Below are 18,687 nucleotides of genomic sequence, written 5' to 3' on the forward strand. Positions count from 1 at the left end.
TATCACATTCCTATATAAAGTATAAAATCCGGCATTAACGTTGCTCCTCAAACCAATTTAAGGTATCTTCAAAAGTCTGATGGAAACCGGCTTTTTTATTATGCCCTGAAAATCAGGAGCAGCTATAAATTCAAGACCTGACATCGCAGCCTGATCGATAACCTTCTGGTTTATGCTTTTGCCTGTTATAAGGCCATAAGCCCTGCCTGATTCCTCGCTGAATGCAGTTTCCATGTTTTCAGACGGGTATTCATTCAGGGTCTGGTAATCTTTTGACAAAAAGCGTATATGACCTGATTTTTTTACATTTTTCATCTGGTCCAGAAGTTTATCCTCGGAACCAGTGTTTCCGTTTTTACCGGCTGTGTCCTTTTTTTCTTCCCTATCTTCATAAATTGCAGTACTGTACACGTTAAAGTCCACTTCCCCGTCGCGCCCCAGGATGACTTCAACCGGCACTTTATTTCTCAGAGGCTTGATTATCTCTTTTCTTGACATGTCCTCGACGCTTCTTCCGCGCGGACTTATGGCGACAAAATCTATGTCTGCCACCTGGAGAAGTTCGCTGAGTATCAGGTCGCCACCCCTGTCGCCGTCAAGAAATACTGTTGCGGTTTTAGTCCTGCAGAGTTCAATTATAGTCTCCGGGATGTTCGTCCCCTCGACAGCGACCACGTTTTTTATCCCGTATTTAAGGAGATTTATGACGTCAGCCCTGCCTTCAACTATTATTATGGCGTCAGAGTCCTCTACGTTCGGTCCGGCAGGAAGCTTCTCCTTCCCGATTTCAATAATCTTTTCTATGCGTGAATATTCCCGCACTTCGTCTATGATATCGTTTGTATCTATGAGGCCCTCGTCAAAGGAGACCATTAAAATTTCTTTTGCCCTGTCTACAATCTTTTTTCGTTTTGAAATCCTTATATCCTCTATCTTTTTTACGCTGAATACAGCTGAACATGGTCCTATCCTTTCAATTGTCTCAAGAGAGGCTGCAAGAAGAGCGGTCTCAGCCCTGTCTATCGAGGAATATATGAGGATTTCCCCTTTTGTGTTTCCTTTTTTGCTGGCTGTTTTTACATCAATTCTTCCGATCCTCCCGGTTCTCTGGAGATCACGAAGGTCGAGGTCTTCTCCAAGAAGTCCTTCGGTCTGCCCGAAGACTGCCCCGATGACATCCGATTTTTCTACCACTCCTTCAGCTTCAAATTCAATGTGTATCTGGTATTTTGTAGTTTCCGGTGAATACAATGATAATTCCTCCTGTAATGTGATGAATATGAAAGTCCGGTTTTAACGGTTCTTCATAAGGCAAGATGACTAATAGTAGCTGAAATTATTTAAAATATTTTCATATTATATGAATAATTTATACATTCTGGATTTTTTAAATTACTGCATAAATTGCAGTATTAGGAAAAAAATCTTAAAAAAAATCTTTATTTTCACGTGTGAAAATTAATTTTTCATAATTGTTTCGGGATACTAAAAATCATACAGTTATTATAAAAAGCAAATGTGGCCCGGCATTAACAAACATGGATCACCAGAAGCACTTTGGCTTATCTTCACCTGTTATACCCAAATGGCCGGGCCTTTGCCTGTCACGCACCCGGGTTGTCCCGAAGATCACATCCAGACACGTAGCCAATAGATCACCCGGGGACCTAATATATGATGCGCACAATATCGGCGCATAATTTATGCTTTATTATTGTATATACCCTTTTCCCGGAATATGACTCGCAAAGCCTTTGTGAAATTCTCCTTTCTCGTAAGCGATATTTCCCCCGATTATCGTATATTCAGGAAAAATCGCATTCATTCCCTCGTATGGGGTCCATCCTGCTTTGCTGTGAAGAATGTCAGACCTGATTTTAACAGGATTTTTAGGGTATACCGCAAAATCACCGGTATCATTTTTCATAAAGCCCGGAGATTTTATGCCGAGTATCCTTGACGGGTTGTATACTGTTTTTTCAATTACAGATTTCAGGGTAATCCTTTTTTCGGCAACTTCGTTTAAAAGCAGGGGGAGCATAGTTTCCACACCGGGTATGCCGGAAGGGATTTCTGAAAAAGGTGTCTTTGTTTTTTCTGAAAAAGTATGCGGGGCATGGTCCGATGCTATAACGTCTATTTTGTCCCAGTAGCCCCAGATAGCTTTTCTGACATCCTCGTGCCTTACGGGAGGGTTTACCTTTGCCAGCCCGTCGTCCTCTTCAAACATTTCTGTAGATAAAAATAGGTGGTGGGGCATCACTTCAAAGGTAACGTTTTTACTGCTTAAAACCGCCCTGACCGACTCCGGAGATGAAAGATGACACATATGAATTCTAAGGCCCTCCGGTGCGATATCAAGCACTTCCCTTACTGCTTCTGCCTCGCTTTTGCATGACCTTATTTTTTCATGGCACAAAAGGGAGTTGTCTTTTCCGGGCCCGGTCTTCTCCGCATGAACGGTTACAAGAGCGTTCTCACTTAATATTTCACCGAAAACTTTTGCGAGGAATTCCGGGTTAACTGGTTTTCCATAGCTTGATTCCGCAAAAAAAGTTTCACCGAATGCGACAGCTCCTGTTCTGTACATCCCCTTTATATCACATCCGGGACTGACACCACCGTTGATGCCAAAATTGCAGTATGAAAGGGATTTCGCTTCATCTCTTCTTTTTGAGAAGGACAATGCGTCGGTTACAGGAGGAATAGTATTGGGCTGGTCGATTACTGTTGTCACTCCACCTGCAAGGGCGCTTTTTGAACCGCTTTCCCATGTCTCCTTGTATGACTGCTCCTCTCCTCCACGCATATGGACATGCATATCGGTTGCCCCTGGTATACAGAAATATCCTGTGCAGTCGATAGTCCTTTCAGAGCGAAGCTGTGAACCTGAATGGACAACCAGTCCGTCTTTAACAGATATGTCCTTTACAAGCCCGTCAGGCATCATTACACTCTTTAAAACCAGATCACATTCAGAATTCATTGCGTCAGAAACTCCGGTGCTGTAAGCTAATAGTCTGGGGTGATAAGATAAAAGTGTAAGGTTTATTGATTTTCAGCAGACTCTCGGGACAGGGTCTCCTACGGGAGTCTCAATGAAGCGTTCCCCTCCTATTGAAGTCTCCATTATAACGGATTTCCCTTCGGTCACCCTTCCGATTATTGCCGCATCTTTTCCGTATTTATGTCTTTTAATTGCGGCAAGTATCTTTTCAGCATCATCTTTTGCAACGCCCATAACGACTTTGCCTTCGTTTGCAACGTCAAGAGGATTTATTCCCAGAAGTTCGGAAGCGCTTTTTACACTTCTTCTTATGGGCAGATCCTCTTCGTATATCCTTACCTGTACGCCGGACTTGTCGGCCATCTCATTTATTGCGTTTGAAAAACCTCCCCTTGTCGGGTCCTTCATCGCGTGGATTTCACCGGCATTCATGGCGCTTTCAACAAGACCCCAGGTCGGGGCAACATCGGATTTTATCTGCTCTCCAAGGTCAAAGCCTTCGCGGGCAGTGATAACGCAGAGACCGTGGTCTCCTATTGTGCCGCTTACAATGATTACATCCCCCGGTTTTAACCCGTTGTCACGTACAGGCTTTTTCACTGCACCTATCCCTGCCGTATTTATTATGATTCCGTCCAGAGAACCCTTTTCGACAACCTTTGTATCCCCGGTAACGATTGATGCGCCGCATTCATCAAGCGCACTGTCCATTGAGGAGACTATTCTTTCAAGAACGTCTATGTCAAAGCCTTCCTCTATTATCATTGCGCATGAAAGGGCTACAGGTTTTCCTCCCATCATCGCAAGGTCGTTTGCAGTCCCGCATACGGCGATTCTTCCTATATCCCCTCCGGGGAAAAAGAGCGGTCTTACGACATGCGAGTCTGTCGTAAATACGATATTCTGCTCTCCGAACGGAACAACCGCTCCATCATCAAGCGATTCAAGGCCTATTCCACCTGCGTTGTTGTTTTTGTATTTTGTAAGCGTCTTTCCCAGAAGGTCCGAAAAAACGGCCCCTCCGGCTCCGTGCATAAGATTGACCTGGTTGGCTTTCACTCGTCATCCACCTCTATTTCAATGTTTGTAACAGAAATCTCCCTCCCGTCGATAATTTCCGGAAGGGAACCGCAGTTCGGACAGACATATTTCTCGTTTCCTTTGTATCCGCATTTGCATATGCTTTTTACGGGAATCGTTTTTGCCTCAAGTTTACAGTCCTTAAACAGTGCGTCGTCCTCGCACATTGTTTCAAAAAGAAAGATAACCTGTTCAGGGTTTATCATAGTCATCTCGCCGACGTCAACACAAACTTTTTTTATGCGGGTGGCGGAATTTTCAAGAGCTGCACGCTTTGATGTCGCAAATATGTCGTAGGCAATAGTATACTCGTGCATCAGTCCTCCATTGCCGCGTAAACTTCCTTGAACAGCTGACGCGTCTGGAGTGCCTCCTCACGGGATAGAGTCTGAATGGCAAATCCTACGTGGACCAGAACAAAGTCTCCTTTATGAACGTCCACAAGATCAATTCTGACCTCCTGCTGAAGGTCGCCATAGTCAACGACAGCTATGTTGCCGTCCTTAATTTCCAGCACTTCTGCCGGAACTGCAATGCACATTGTATAACCCCTCTTTTTCCGGATCGAGTCAATTTACACCCGGATTTGGTTTTGATTAAAACAATAACGCCGAGAAGGAGATTTGAACTCCTGAGGTGTAAACACCAGTGGCTTTCAAGGCCACCGCCTTTCCGGGCTAGACTATCTCGGCCCGCTTCTTAATAGTTTGATTTTTTCCCTTAAAAATATGGTGTTATTATCTTCTTAACGCAAAAGCCGCCAAAGCCACTGCAATAATGCAGGACAAAAGCCCGATTGGGAAAACAAAGCCGGATTGTGTCGCAGATGGCGTACTTTCGGATTCAAAGACTGCCGGTGCACTGTCGTTTACAGTTATGGATGAGGCGCCTGTTGCGTAGAGTGTTACGTAGCCGCTGTCTGATGTTTCCGCAGGGTACACCTTTACATAAACGGTTCCTGCTGGCACTGGTATTGTAAAAGATTCGGCTGTGTTGTCGGCGTAGTTGTTGACCATCCTGATTGTTCCGCTGTCTGTGGAATACTCCATGACCCAGTTATGACCTTTTGAAGTTTTGACGCTGAGTTCACCTGCGTTTGTCTGAATTGAGAAGTACGCAGGACTTGTATATGAAGCGAATGACTGCGCTGACATTGTCTTTGTCTGCGTGTCAGAGCCTGTGGATGTTGTGGTCGGCGATGCCGTTTCTGTGCTTACTGAAGTGAACTCCTGGTGTCTTATGAGTCCTGCCGTGTCGGAAAATGATACGTAATAGTTGCCTGGATGCTGGATTTCGACGTTTTTGATGAATTGTCCGTTTGAGTTGGTTTCAATCCACTGTTCAGGAAGTATAATATTCCCCTCTCCGTCATCCACCATGATTTCAATACCCTTGTCGCCCCTTGTAGTGCTTCTTCCGGCGACTTTAAGGTAACCGTTGAATTCCTGTTTCAGGGGTGATGCTATTTCAATCTCAGCCGTTCTGTCGATAATCTGAAACAATACCGTGGTTGTTGAGCTTGAACCAAAGTCTATATCGCCTGGTGAGGATACTCCAATTTTATAAGTCCCCGGTGAGAGGTCGTCTGTCTGAAATTTTGCACTCCAGTCTCCGCCCGACTGAATCGTGAATGACTGCTGTTCAATTTCTTTTATGGACCCCTGCTGGCTGTAGAGAGTTATCGTCATCGTAGTCCCCGGATTTATCGTGCTTGTGCCTGCTATTACTATAGTGTCACCGAGGCCCACGGTTGGGGGGACATCAAAGTTTATTACATCGGCGTTAACCCCTCCGCATACTACCATTGCCAAAAGCAGTATAATGCATGCTATCTTTTTCATGTTTACAGGATCAACTACTATAGCATTAATGATATCTGAACAGACTGAAAAACCTCTTGCATGCTGGAAAAGCAAAGAACTCCATCTTGGTGAAGTTATAGACTGTCTTACGATTATTTTTAAGTCCGGCGGGTGCTCCTGGAACCGCTGCAGGATGTGCGGATATAAAAATGAGAGATTCGCAAGAATCTCCGAAGACTACCTTACAGACAGGTTGATGAATCAGCTTTCGTTTGTCTTAAACGAGTTTGACCCGAAAAGCTATCAGATGGTCAAAATTTTTACATCCGGAAGCTTTTTTGACTCCGGTGAAGTGCCTCCCAAAGCCAGATCTGAGATAGGCAGGGCTTTTCGCGGCAAGACCATAATCGCCGAATCAAGGACTGAATTTGTAAAATCGGATATCTTATCTGAATTTATAGAAAAGATTGATGACGGCTCAAAGGAGCACCCTTTTTATGTTGCAATGGGCCTTGAAACTACAAACGACTACATTAGGGACAAGTGCATAGACAAGGGCCATACTTATGATGATTTCAAAAAAGCAGTCGCTGAAGGAAGAGATGCCGGGTCGGGAATAAAGACGTACCTTATGATGAAGCCGCCGTACCTGACGGAATCAGAGGCGCTTTCGGACATGAAGAAGTCGATTGCCGATGTAACCGGATATTCCGATATTATCTCCATGAACCTGTGCACTGTTCAGAATAAAACCGAAGTTGAAAGGCTGTGGAAACAGAAAGCCTACAGGCCGCCTTATCTTTGGAGTGTGCTTGATGTCTTAATAGACGCGAAAGTGCATATCCTCTGCGACCCCGTCGGGGGAGGAAAAAGCCGCGGCCCTCACAACTGCGGAGTATGCGACCCGGATATCGTCGGTGCAATAAGGGATTACTCCCTTACTGATGACAGAGACTTACTGAAAATTTATTACGATAAGGGGTGCGGGTGCATGGACGAATGGAGGTATGTCCTCAGGGAGGAAAAACCGTACTGTATGCCCCTGACCAGCTAAAACAAAATAAAAAAAATATCACAATAATTTAAAAAAAGAATGAATTAAAAAAAATACCGGATAATTTGAACATAATAAAAAATGTAAATTCTTTTTTAGTTCTTTTTATTATTGTCTTTTTCGTCATCAATCAGGTATTTTGCAAGGAGAGGCAGAAATGCTCCGGCATCGCTTACAACGCCTATGGCCTGGGCAGACCCCCTGTCACTGAGTTTCGTCACGGATGCAGGGTTTATGTCGACGCAGATTGTCTTTACGTATGACGGCAGGCAGTTTCCTATGGCAATGGAATGAAGAAGCGTTCCTATCATAATGACCATGTCAAGTCCGCGCAGGTGTTTTCTCATCTCCTCCTGTGCTACCATCACATCGGTTATTACGTCAGGGAGAGGTCCGTCGTCCCGTATTGACCCGGCAAGGACGAACGGGACGTTGTTTTTGATGCATTCATACATTATGCCTTTCTTGATTAAACCGCATTCAACTGCCTTTCTGATTGACCCGGCGCGTATAACCTCGCTGATGGTGGTGATGTGGTTTTTATGCCCGCCGACTGCAAGAGTCCCTGTATCAAGGTTCATTCCAAGAGACGTCCCGAACAGGTTGTACTCTATATCATGCGTGGCAAGAGCGTTTCCGGCAAAGAGAGCGTCTATATATCCTGCCCTGATTATCTTTGCAAGGGCCGGGGCGGCTCTTGTATGAACTATTGCAGGGCCACCTACAATTCCGATTTTACCTCCTCTTTCTTTTATCTCCTTCATTTCGCCGGCTATTTTCTTGATTATTGTCTCGCTCGGCCTTTCCGAGGAGACGGTATTCTGCATGAATTCAAACTGGTTGACTTTTCTGGACCTTTCAGGCGGGACAATCCTGACACCCCTTTCACCGATTACGATAAGGTCACCTTTTTTTATTTTTGCAAGAGGGGTGCATAATGCACGCGGAGTTTTTTTCTCTATTACAATATGGCAGTCCATCTCGATGTTTTCCACAGAAATCCAGTTGCCGTTGTATTTTACAAATGTCGGGTGGTTTGTTGTGGAGTAAAACCCTTTAGGAAGAATTTTGTCGCCTTCGGCTTCCTCAAGCCTGATGTCCTCCATTTCCGGCATTCTTGCCCCGAGCCTGTGGAGTTCGCTTAAAATATTCTCAAGTTTGTCTTCGGTTTCTGAACTTATGATGAGCCTGGCATAACTTGGGTCCTGTTTTCTTTTTCCGATATCAAAGGTGGTAATCTCAAAATTGCCGCCCATATCCAGAACTTTGTCAAAAACACGGGTCATAATGCCGGAATCTATAATATGACCCTGAAGTTCAATCTCACGGGACGCTTCCATGTATTATAATTTATCTTGTAAAATAATAGTATTTGCTGTATTTGAAGAATTCAGGACATTTAGCTACAATTTTGCATTTAATTCATTAAACTCTCTTTAAGCAGAAAAGGACTGTTCTGTGAAGACCTGAATGTCCAAAAGAGTCCTTCATGAAGGAGGTGATTCAGCGTGCCGGGAAGAAAAGCACGCATAAAATTTATGTGATGATTTTTATTTTTTTTCGAACTTTAGTTTAAATCCTTAAAATTCTGATTTTTCGTCTTTCCTGACCTCTGTCCGTAATTGATTTTAAATGAGTGGACCGGGAGTTTTTTGGGATGAAACAGGCAGCTTTTCTGATTTTACAAGGACCTGTGAACTGGTGCACCTAATCTTTTCGAGTATTATCTCCTTTCCTTTCTGTGTCATCGCATATACCGGGACAGTTGCTCCGCCCTGGAGAAGGGCTTTTTTTCCGGCCGTATTTCTTACATTCTGTGATGCACATGCAGAAATTATGTCGCAGTTCTCAGACAGAAGTTCAGCCTCCTTTTGGTTTGCACCTGTCGTGTGGACACCGATAACAACAGTTTTTGGGTTTTCGCTTTTTATTTTAAGAGCATCGCTTCCTGATGCAACGGTAACGGCCACATTTGAAAACCCCAGCTTATCTGCTTTAATATATCCTTTGTACGGGTCTATTCCGGCATCATCAGGGAAAGGGACGAACCCGCCGTTTTCATTTATCCTGTCTATGACTTCCGTATAAGGGCAGGTTTTGATAAGTCCCGACATTTTTCCGCCAATTCCCTGGATAAGGCGGGGATTTTTTGATATAACCGTTCCGGCACCGTCGCATGCAATGACGGCACAGTCTATGATTTTGTTTTCTACAGCACATTTCAGAAGTTCAGAGGCGCCGAACAGCACGAAATCGTCATCCGAGAGAACCTCTCTTTCTCTTGTGCACATGCCGAACGAGGAGATCCTCTCTTCAATGTTTTTTTTAATTTCGTCAGGGCTCATGTTTCTGACAGGATAATTAAACCTTTCCGCAAGGGGGCATTGTGAAAGCAGGGGTTTTCCTGCCGAAAATACTTTGCCGTTCCTGACAACGACCCGTGCCTTTCCTGCCGCCTCTATTATGTGCTCATCGGTGAAGTTCATCAGGAGGGATAATTAGTTTTTGATGATAAATAATATTAGCAACTTAAAAATTAAGTGAGTCCTGAAATGCCGGGTAATATTGTAGTAAAAAAAAGATTTCTGGAGCTTGATTCCTTCAGGGGTCTCGCAATTTTTATGATGGTCTGGTTTCACCTGATTTTTGACCTGACCTACTTCGGCATATATTATGTAAACGTGAGCACCGGGTTCTGGAGGTATTTCGGGTACACTACAGCGGTAATGTTTGTTTTTATTGCAGGAGTATCGGTTTATATAAGCAGTGAAAGGTCCAAAAAACATCTTTTCGGGTTTAAATATTACATAAAGTTTTTCAAAAGAGGTTTATTTCTTATTTTAATCGGCGAGGTTATAACTTTCGTGACCTGGGCGGTTATCGGTGAAGGATTTATTGTATTCGGTATTCTTCATCTTATCGGGTTTTCAGTCTTTGTCTCACCTTTTTTTATGAAACTAAAAAAATACAACCTTTTGGCGGGTTTCCTGGTAATCATTGCAGGCTTTCTGATATCAGGAACGACAGGCCCTTATTTCCTGCTTCCTTTCGGGATAACTCCCCCGGGGTTTGTATCTCTTGATTATGAACCGGTATTCCCGTGGTTCGGGGTATTTTTAATCGGAATCAGTGCCGGGACATATTTTTATCCGGGGGCAAAAAGGAGGTTTTCAGGTTTTTCCGTTTCAGACAATATATTCTTTAAATTTATGAGTTTTATGGGGAGGCATTCACTTCTGATATATCTTATCCACCAGCCTGTGATTGTCCTTCTGCTGTCATTGTCTGCGGGTAGAATCCTGATTTGAATTGCTAAAAATATTTATGTAATATTAAGTTTTTAAAAGGGCCAGACAGATTATTCCGCCTGAAAAAGGGGAATGTCCCTGAAACCTGAGACATCGAATACACCTCTTTCAGTTATTCTTATCTCTGGTATTACTGTAAGCGAAAGAAATGAAAGGTACATGAAGGGGTTTTTGATGCACCCTGTTGATTTTAAAATCTCTTTTAATTTTGTTATATCTTCGTTTACTTCATCGTATGACTTATATGACATAATTCCTCCGCATTCAAGAGGAAGAATAAAGCCTTTTTCATCAACGTAGACTGACATTCCGCCGCCGGACTTTTTAAGAAGATTTACAGAGGCAAGAATGTCTTCATCAAAGGCCCCGACAGAGATAATGTTATGCGAGTCATGGGATACCGATGATGCAATCGCCCCTTTTTTCATTTTAAAACCGTGAACCAGTCCGAGACCTGATTTTATTCCCCTGTACCTGTCGCATACGACGCATTTGAGTATATCATTCCTAAAGTCCGGAATTTCATCAGGTTTTATCTCTTTTAGGATGTTTTCTGTAAGTATCTGCCCCTTAATTATTCCTGCAATGTGCGCTTTGGCCATTGTTTTTTGCGGGATATCAAGTGGTATATTTTCAGGAACTTTAAATTTGTAGTCAATTGTTTCAGGTTCTTTGTACCCGGTGTCTTTTACCTGTCTGCCGGATTTGTATGTCTCAAGGACACTGAATTCGTCTGAATCGTCTATTATGCAGAAGTCGGCAATCCGCCCGGGTGAAAGGGCTCCCCTGTCGGTAAGCCCGAACCTTTCCGCCGGTGAAAGCGTTGCCATTCTGTACGCAAGCTCGGGTTTTAGTCCGCAGCTTATCGCTTTTCTTATGCAGTCGTCGATATGACCGTCCCTGATTAGGGTGTCGGCGTGCCTGTCGTCGGTTGCAAACATGCATTTTGATACGTTGTATGGGGTTACGACAGAAACAAGGTCTTTGAGGTTTTTTTCGGTCGAGCCCTCCCTGAGCATGATGTACATTCCCTTCTCAAGCTTTTCCCCTGCTTCTTTTGCCGATGTGCATTCATGGTCGCTTGAAATACCCTGCATGATATATGCGTTCAGTTCTTTCCCGGATAAAAGGGGGCAGTGGCCGTCGACTACGTCAAAAATCCGAAGTTTTTTATAGACTTCATCATCCCCGGAAAGAACGCCCGGATAATTCATCATTTCCCCTAGTCCTGCGATGTTTTCTGATTCGGAAAACGTTAGCAGGTCAGATGATGTGACAGAGGCGCCGCCCATGTCAAGGTTTGTCGCCGGAACGCATGATGGAGCCGTATGGAATATGTCAAGAGGAGTATTCCGGCTCTCTGAAATCATGTATTTTATTCCTTTAACCCCGGCAACGTTTGCTATTTCATGCGGGTCTGCAAAAACGGTAGTGGTCCCTTTTTTTAATACAAGGCGGCCGTACTCACGGGGGGTGAGAAGAGAGCTTTCTATATGGACGTGTGCGTCTGAAAGCCCGGGCAAAACTTTTGAACCTTCAAGGTCAGTCTCACATTTTCCGGTATAATTTCCTTCTCCAAGTACTATGCCGTTTTTTACGGCGAAAGAGGTTTTTTTCCACCTGCATGTATATGGACTGAATACTTTTGCATTAAAAAAAACAGTGTCTGCGTCTTCATTTCCAAGTGCAGCATTCAGAAGGTCTTTGTGTATCATTCTACCCGACAACTATATTTCTTATTTCTGCGGATTCACGTTTTCCGTTTTGGAGTATGTATAAATAGATTTTATATGAGCCTTTATCAAGATTTGCCGGAATTGTGAATTCATTTGGTCCCTGTTTTAAGGTGACGCTCTGGAGGTATTTTCCTGTTTCCTTCTGCCTGAAATTATCCAGGGAGTAGACGGTTATCTGTAAAGTGGCGTTTTTTTCTTCGGCTTTGTTGTACACCTGGACATTCAGGCTGGAGTTGCTGTATTTGATATCTCCGAACGAGCATTTTACGCAGCCTGATACGGTCAGAGAGACGCCAAGAAGAATTATTACAGCTATGCAGACAAACGTTTTTTTAAGGGACATTAAATCTATGTAAAACCGCAAGAACTTAAATCATTCGCTTATATGGTCTTCAGAAAAGCAGCGGAAATGAACAATGCCACTATACATACAAAATTTCCCTGGTTTTGTGACTCAGGTTTCATACAAAAAAAGAGAATGTGTTGGATAGAGGATTTATAATCTGGTTTATGATTCTGAAGGCATTTCAGGTTGTATTACTGATTTATCGCACGGGGGCATTTCACCGCCTGGTCTGCCTGCCGTACCGTTCATATCAGGCATTTATCCGGATTCGTCACCTGATGGAGTGTTTGTCGCTGTCTGTGTAGCTATGGACGATGTATCAGACGATGACGATGTGCACCCGCACAAAAATATGCACATGAATAATGCGGATAATGTCGTTAAAAGCATTAAACTCTTTTTTTTGTTAAAATTCATAATTTTTCACCTTTCTTTTGTGTATTCCCGGATTCCAATCAGTTTTATTAATTTCAATGCTTCGGAGCGGCGGGAAGACTTGTCTCGTTTGATTTCTCCTATGACAAGTCCGGTTTATGAAAACTGTTTTTCCGGCCTTTTGAATTTAAGGTCAAGATCAAATGTGATTCTTTCAGCGTAAGTTTTTGATACAAGAGTGATTCTTGTATATGTCGTTGTCAGAACATGATGAAATTTTTTGTAGTCATAGGAAAATGGGCTTTTAAGAAAAGCTTTTTGCTCTTCTGCTGAGCCCGCACCGGGCTCATTTGTTTTTATACGGTTTTTACGGTGATTCCCGTGTTTTTTTTGTGCTTGATTTCTAAATACGTATCACCTGGGGGACCTGTTTCCCGGCGAATATTTACACGGGTATCATTGTGTATTCATACAGAAATTACGGAAACTTCCGGCTGTATTGAGATGAAAATCCACCATGAAAAAGAATTAATCTTATATCGTTGGTGGAACTCATCTCATTCTTTTGTTTTTCATTCCTTTCAGGCAAATGATAACTGGTGTATTTTAAGGAGAACAAATATAAGCAAAGTGGACTTTCCGTCCACTTATTTATGCTTGTTTCGGGCCGGAATTTTTTATTTTTTAATGCATGTATTAAAGCTTCTTTTTTCAAACCTTAAATTAAGGTCAGGAAAAACAGAAATATTAAATATCTACTTTTATTTTATCTTCGTTATCTTTTTTAGTACGGTTAACCATAAAAACTAATGGATAAAGGGGTGACAATCTTACGACTGTAATTACTTTTGCGCATCATAAAGGAGGAACAGGCAAAACGACCTCCTGCCTTGCCATAGCAGGCTGTCTGGCGGGTGCAGGCGAAAAGGTCCTTGTAATTGACTGTGATCCGCAGGCAAACGCCACAACAGGCCTTGGTATTGACTCTGAAGACCAGTCAAAAAATATATATGATGTCTTTATGAATGTCTTTGATGGTTTTCCTGATGTATCTATAAAAGACGTTATAGTAGAGACAAAATCCGGAATTCATCTTGTGCCGTCCTCTCTTGATCTTGTCGGAGTAGAACCGTATCTTTATGGTATAAACGAGAGGGCAGTTGTTTTAAAAGATGCCCTGAAGCCTGTTATTAATGAATACAGATACATTTTGATAGATACTCCTCCAAGTATGGGGCAGTTTGTCATAAACGGAATTATTGCAGCCGACAGAATTGTCTTAACTCTTGACAGCAGCGTCTTTGCCCGCAAAGGAATGGACAGTTTGGAAAGTATATTCGAAGATATAAAAGAGAATACAGGTAAAAACAAAACGCCTGATATGGCGGTTATAACACGCGCAGGTGTGCTCTTCGAAAGAAAATCCCCCATGGATGAACTGAAGATAATATTCAGACAGCTATTGTTCTCCGAAACCCCTGGCAGAGAAGAGATGATAAGGCAGGATGAACTTGAAAAGGATATTATGAAAAAAATAAAGGAAGTGTTCTCTGTTCCGTATGACTCTTCTGTATATTCAGCTCAGAAAGAGGGTACGCCTGTCACAGTCCTTTACCCTGACAGTCCTGCTTCTTTGAAATACAGGCAGATTGCGGAAATTATCAGGAGATGGTGATATAATATGCCGGAAGACAAAATTTCCCAGAAAAGGCCCGGAAGGAAGGCTTTGTTTGCAGGAGCATATGCCCCGAAGGAGGCTTCCCCCATGCCGAAAAATAGTATGGTTGAGGATTTCATTGCCAGCACGACGATTTCCCTTAGAGATTTCACCTCGGGAAAAGATGACATCAGGATAGATGAAGACGAAGATAATGCAGGCCTTAAAAATTTTGCAATAGAAATCAATAAAATTCTTGAAAAATCCGGTTCTGTCCTGGATAACGGAAATGATGATGAAATAAGATCTTTGAAATCGAAATTACAGTCTCTTGAAGATACAAACAAAAATCTCTCTGAAAGTCTCAAAAATACCGAATCTTTGAATTCGGCTTCTGATGATTATGAAGAAGAGATAAAATCCCTGAAATCGAAATTACAGTCTCTTGAAGATGCAAACAAAGCTCTCTCTGATAATCTTAAAGAGGCTGAGTCCTTAAGTTCAGTCTTAAAAGATTATGAAATTAAGGTGGAGTCGCTGAAATCAAAGGTAAATTCTTTGAATGATTCAAATGAGAATATGTCAGCGGCTTTTAATAAAGTAGAGAGTGAATTTGAAGATTATAAAAAGTCTGCAATGAAAAAGCGGGACGAAGAGGTAGACCTTGCATTAAAAAGTGCACGGGAAGAAACAGAGAAATCCGTTATATTGCACAATGCCGAAAAAGAAAGGCTTAATTCTGTAATCTCCGAGAAGGATTCTCTGAATGAAAACCTGAATAGAGAACTTTCCTTAAGGGAAGAAAAAATTCTTGATTACCAGTCTGCTGTTTCAGGATATAAGGAGATTATAAAAAATATCGAGACTGAAATTTCGGCAAAGAACGAGTCTTTTGATGCCCTTCAAAAGGAGTTCGATGCTTTCAAAATAAAGTACGAAGAGGAATCTGATACCAGAAAATCAGAGGAAAATGATCTCATCCTTGAAAAGGAGAGACTGATTTCTCATTTTAAACAGAGAGCAGAAGACCTGGAGTCCGCCTGTGCAAAGGAGCGTGAGGAAAAGGAAAGATATCTCCGGGAGGCAGACCTCCTTCGTCTTCGTTGCGGGATTATTGTTCAGGAGAACCCGCTGCCTGCACTTCTAACAGATGCTTCATTCAGAATACTGGAGGCAAACGGACCTTTTGAAAAAATGAGCGGAATTTCTGCATCCAAAATTAAAAATACCAGTCTAAAAAGCTTCGAAACAGTTGAAATTAAAGGTGAAGGGCCTTCAGAATCTTTAAAGACAAAAAAACGTAGTTATTCAGAGGCAAAAATAAGATTTCCGTCAGGTATGCGTTACCTGAAACAGTACGGCATTCCTGTTGCAGGTGAAAATAACACTATAGAAAATATCCTTGTTGTTTACGTTGACGTGACAAAGGAACGCGAAGAATCGGAAAAAATACAAAAACAGATCTCCGAGATTTCATCCCTTAAAAAACGTTCTGAAACAATAATACAGGAAAATCCCATGCCTATGCTTTTCCTTGACGGCAGTTTCAGAGTCCTTGTTGCAAACAGGGCTTTTGGGGAGCTTGCAGGAACCGGTCTTTCCGGGATAAAAGGCAAAAATATCTCAGACCTTGATCTGGGCAGGGAAAGCAGAAATACTTTGGAAAGCGCTTTATCGTCAAAAGAGAGGGCATTCAGTGAAATAACAGCAGGTTTGTCCGACGGGATAATACTTGAACAGTACGCAATTCCAATAATGGATGACAAAGGAGGAGTCTCAAATATTCTTGTTGTCTTCAATGAAGTCACAAAACTTCGCAGGAAAGAGTCAGATCTCAGTAATTTAATAAATAAATCCCAAAATGAAGCGAAACTTCTTGAAAAAAGCGTTGAATCGGTGACTAAGAGTATGGCGCTTCTTTCCGGGGGTGACCTTTCCGTGCAGGCGGAAATTGCTGAAGATGATCCTTTAAAAATGTTAAAGGAGAAGTTCAACGACTCAGTATCTTCAGTAAGAAGCGTTATAGAAGACATCTCAGGAAAGACCGGCCGTATCGAAAAAACCGCCGGAGAGCTGCACGAGAATAATGAAGACATAGCAGGAGCGACAGAAAAGCTTGCGACTAACGCCTGCGAGTCTTCAGAGTTTTCCAAAAATCTCACCGACAAGTTCGGCGAGATAGGCAACAGGATCTCGGACCTCTCCGCTTCTATAGAGGAGATATCGAGTACGGCGCAGGAAGTTATGAAGAAGACTCAGCTTTCAGCATCCGATGGCAAAAAAGCAGCTGTTGTCGGAAAAGAGGCTTATCTCAAGATGGAGTCTGTCGGTGAAATCTCAAAAAGAAGCGTTGAAGAGATAAATTCACTTAATGACGAACTTTACAGGATAAATGATATTGTCAAGCTTATCAGCGGCATTGCCGAGCAGACCAACATGCTTGCGTTAAACGCTGCAATTGAAGCGGCAAGGGCAGGAGAGCACGGAAGGGGCTTTTCCGTTGTCGCAGGAGAGGTAAAGGAGCTTGCAGGTGAGTCCAAGAAGGCGACTGTCGAGATACAGGAGTTAATAGAAAGCATTCAAAAAAACAGCGAGAAAACCGCAGGCTCAATGAAACGTGTCAATGAAGAGATAAAGACCGGAATTGAAAGTACAAATTCTGCAATTGTGGCACTTAACAAGATTGCCGGGGAAATTGAAATCGCATCAAACGGAATGACCGAGATATCAAAGGCGACGGACACGCAGGCAAGGGACACCAACACCTTCATGCAGTACGTTGAAGCGGCGAACGAGATGACAAAGGAGAATATAAAGAGAATCGAAAATGTTGCGGCCCTTGCTGAAGAGATCTCGGCGATTTCAGGTGAAGTAGGAGGAATCTCCAACGAAATGCATGACATGTCGGTCGACCTGAAAAAATCAATTGGAAAGTTTGGGGTATAAAACCAGTAATTTTAAAATAACTCCTGAATTTTTATTTTTTTAACTGTTGCTCCAAAGCAAAAAGGATAAGTCGTTGTGATGGCTGATTCATATATACCATAAATATAAGAAAACATTTCATGGCAGTTTTATTATGATAGATTCGGAATTTCAGACGTTAAAAAGAACTATAGAAAAACTTCTGGGAATACAGTGCGGGTGTTATAAAGAGGATTATATTAAAAGACGCGTTCTGTCCAGAATGAGGATCACCGGCAAAGAGAAGTACAGGGAATACAACTCCCTGATTCTCTCGGACAAATCCGAACAGGAGCTTTTAAGAAACGCTCTTACTATAAACGTTACAAAATTCTACAGGGACAAAGAAGTTTTTGATTTAATAAAATCTGATATATTCCCCGGGATAATCCGCAGTAAGGGGCGTATGCGCATATGGAGTGCAGGGTGTGCAACGGGAGAGGAGCCTTATACGCTTGCTCTGATAATCCATGATATTACACGGCTTAATCCTGATGTGTCAGTGACAATTTTTGCAACAGACCTTGACAGGGAAGCCCTTAAAAAGGCCAAGGAGGGAATCTATGATAAGAGATCCCTTGAGAATTTAAACGAAAACCAGGTGAGAAGGCATTTTACCGAGACTGAAGACGGGAAATATGAAGTGAAACCGCATTTAAAAGAGATGGTGAGATTTTCCCAGCATGATCTCATGAGCGGCAAGCCGGTAACAAACTACCTTGATATGATTTTGTGCAGAAACGTCACAATCTACTTTACTGAAGAGCAGAAAAACGACCTTGCACGGATGTTTCACCCTGCCCTCGTATCAAAAGGGTTCTATGTAATGGGGAAAACCGAATTTATGAGTCGCGAGGTCGAGGAGCTTTACGACCCGTATAACACTCTTCAGAAAATTTATACAAAAAGATAGAATATTTTACGGCAAAAATTCCTCTATTTTTTGTTTTTACCGCATAATCTTTGCATAAGCTCCTTTTTTTTGTTTACCCGCTTAATCTCATTCCAGATAATGTAGAAGTTTAATCCTACCACTACTATTATCAATGTCATTCCAAGGCCCAGAAGCAGCCCCTGCGTCGTGAAGAATAAGGCAACCAGCAGAACCAGGAATGATACCAGATAAAAAATTACCCAAGTCTGCGTTTCCTGAGGATCCATTATAGCTGATTTATCTTTAGATTACATCTATATGAAATTTTTTTTATGATATTCTGTGATTAATAAAATAAACACTAATTTTAACCTATAATTTTAGTGCATTTTTTTCTTAATATCTAAAATATGCAATATTTATCAAATGAATCCGTCTTTTCGGGAAGCAGGCTTTATAACCCATTTTTCAGGCACAAAAAATA

Annotated in this window: 17 protein-coding genes and 1 tRNA gene; 5 read left to right on the plus strand and 13 right to left on the minus strand. The window is 42.3% G+C overall.

Annotation, left to right across the window (positions count from 1 at the left end):
• Positions 1-57: 57 nt before the first annotated feature.
• From dnaG to J2128_RS01055, 7 genes are all read right to left on the minus strand, one after another.
• Positions 58-1,251 (minus strand): DNA primase DnaG, encoded by a 1,194-nt coding sequence (dnaG, locus tag J2128_RS01025; protein WP_209688920.1) that lies wholly within the window; start codon positions 1,249-1,251, stop codon positions 58-60.
• Positions 1,252-1,711: 460 nt separating this feature from the next.
• Positions 1,712-2,986 (minus strand): dihydroorotase, encoded by a 1,275-nt coding sequence (pyrC, locus tag J2128_RS01030; protein WP_209688921.1) that lies wholly within the window; start codon positions 2,984-2,986, stop codon positions 1,712-1,714.
• Between the two features lie 72 nt (positions 2,987-3,058).
• On the minus strand, positions 3,059-4,042 hold the full coding sequence (hypE, locus tag J2128_RS01035) for a hydrogenase expression/formation protein HypE (RefSeq protein WP_209690173.1): 984 nt from the start codon (positions 4,040-4,042) through the stop codon (positions 3,059-3,061).
• A 20-nt stretch (positions 4,043-4,062) separates the two neighbouring features.
• Positions 4,063-4,404, minus strand: a complete 342-nt coding sequence (locus J2128_RS01040; protein ID WP_209688922.1) for a hydrogenase maturation nickel metallochaperone HypA — start codon at positions 4,402-4,404, stop codon at positions 4,063-4,065.
• Positions 4,404-4,628 (minus strand): HypC/HybG/HupF family hydrogenase formation chaperone, encoded by a 225-nt coding sequence (locus tag J2128_RS01045; RefSeq protein WP_209688923.1) that lies wholly within the window; start codon positions 4,626-4,628, stop codon positions 4,404-4,406. The genes J2128_RS01040 and J2128_RS01045 overlap by 1 nt, the downstream gene beginning before the upstream one ends.
• A 67-nt stretch (positions 4,629-4,695) precedes the next feature.
• Positions 4,696-4,779: transfer RNA gene (locus tag J2128_RS01050), tRNA-Ser, on the minus strand.
• Positions 4,780-4,824: 45 nt separating this feature from the next.
• Positions 4,825-5,928, minus strand: a complete 1,104-nt coding sequence (locus J2128_RS01055; protein WP_209688924.1) for a hypothetical protein — start codon at positions 5,926-5,928, stop codon at positions 4,825-4,827.
• Positions 5,929-5,956: 28 nt separating this feature from the next.
• On the opposite strand from J2128_RS01055, the gene J2128_RS01060 reads away from it, so the two are divergent.
• Positions 5,957-6,943, plus strand: coding sequence for an archaeosine biosynthesis radical SAM protein RaSEA (locus J2128_RS01060; RefSeq protein ID WP_209688925.1), 987 nt, complete (start codon positions 5,957-5,959; stop codon positions 6,941-6,943).
• Positions 6,944-7,038: 95 nt separating this feature from the next.
• On the opposite strand, the gene J2128_RS01065 is transcribed toward J2128_RS01060, so the two are convergent.
• Together J2128_RS01065 and J2128_RS01070 are read right to left on the minus strand one after the other, a co-directional pair.
• Positions 7,039-8,283, minus strand: a complete 1,245-nt coding sequence (locus tag J2128_RS01065) for a TIGR00300 family protein (protein WP_209688926.1) — start codon at positions 8,281-8,283, stop codon at positions 7,039-7,041.
• Between the two features lie 288 nt (positions 8,284-8,571).
• The gene (locus J2128_RS01070) at positions 8,572-9,429 is read right to left on the minus strand and encodes a methanogenesis marker 8 protein (RefSeq protein ID WP_209688927.1); all 858 of its coding nucleotides are present in this window, start codon (positions 9,427-9,429) and stop codon (positions 8,572-8,574) included.
• Positions 9,430-9,495: 66 nt separating this feature from the next.
• On the opposite strand from J2128_RS01070, the gene J2128_RS01075 reads away from it, so the two are divergent.
• A complete protein-coding gene (locus tag J2128_RS01075; protein WP_209688928.1) occupies positions 9,496-10,251 on the plus strand; it encodes a heparan-alpha-glucosaminide N-acetyltransferase in 756 nt (251 codons plus the stop codon).
• Between the two features lie 50 nt (positions 10,252-10,301).
• Here the strand turns inward: J2128_RS01075 and ade are convergent, their stop codons facing one another.
• The 3 genes from ade to J2128_RS01090 form a co-directional block, all read right to left on the minus strand.
• Positions 10,302-11,966 (minus strand): adenine deaminase, encoded by a 1,665-nt coding sequence (gene ade / locus J2128_RS01080; protein ID WP_209688929.1) that lies wholly within the window; start codon positions 11,964-11,966, stop codon positions 10,302-10,304.
• A 1-nt stretch (position 11,967) separates the two neighbouring features.
• Entirely contained in the window at positions 11,968-12,330 is a 363-nt protein-coding gene (locus J2128_RS01085; RefSeq protein ID WP_209688930.1) for a hypothetical protein, read from the minus strand.
• Positions 12,331-12,591: 261 nt separating this feature from the next.
• The gene (locus J2128_RS01090; RefSeq protein ID WP_209688931.1) at positions 12,592-12,750 is read right to left on the minus strand and encodes a hypothetical protein; all 159 of its coding nucleotides are present in this window, start codon (positions 12,748-12,750) and stop codon (positions 12,592-12,594) included.
• A 799-nt stretch (positions 12,751-13,549) separates the two neighbouring features.
• Here J2128_RS01090 and J2128_RS01095 point away from each other — a divergent pair.
• From J2128_RS01095 to J2128_RS01105, 3 genes are all read left to right on the plus strand, one after another.
• Positions 13,550-14,383, plus strand: a complete 834-nt coding sequence (locus J2128_RS01095) for an AAA family ATPase (protein ID WP_209690174.1) — start codon at positions 13,550-13,552, stop codon at positions 14,381-14,383.
• Positions 14,384-14,389: 6 nt separating this feature from the next.
• Complete coding sequence (locus tag J2128_RS01100; protein ID WP_209688932.1) at positions 14,390-17,311, plus strand: methyl-accepting chemotaxis protein; 2,922 nt, start codon at positions 14,390-14,392, stop codon at positions 17,309-17,311.
• A 133-nt stretch (positions 17,312-17,444) separates the two neighbouring features.
• Positions 17,445-18,242 (plus strand): protein-glutamate O-methyltransferase CheR, encoded by a 798-nt coding sequence (locus J2128_RS01105; RefSeq protein WP_209688933.1) that lies wholly within the window; start codon positions 17,445-17,447, stop codon positions 18,240-18,242.
• Between the two features lie 23 nt (positions 18,243-18,265).
• Here J2128_RS01105 and J2128_RS01110 read toward each other — a convergent pair whose 3' ends face one another.
• Positions 18,266-18,490: a hypothetical protein gene (locus J2128_RS01110; protein ID WP_209688934.1), complete on the minus strand. Its 225-nt coding sequence runs from the start codon at positions 18,488-18,490 to the stop codon at positions 18,266-18,268.
• Positions 18,491-18,687: the final 197 nt, after the last annotated feature.

It is taken from the genome of Methanomicrobium sp. W14 (assembly GCF_017875315.1).
Classification (GTDB): domain Archaea; phylum Halobacteriota; class Methanomicrobia; order Methanomicrobiales; family Methanomicrobiaceae; genus Methanomicrobium.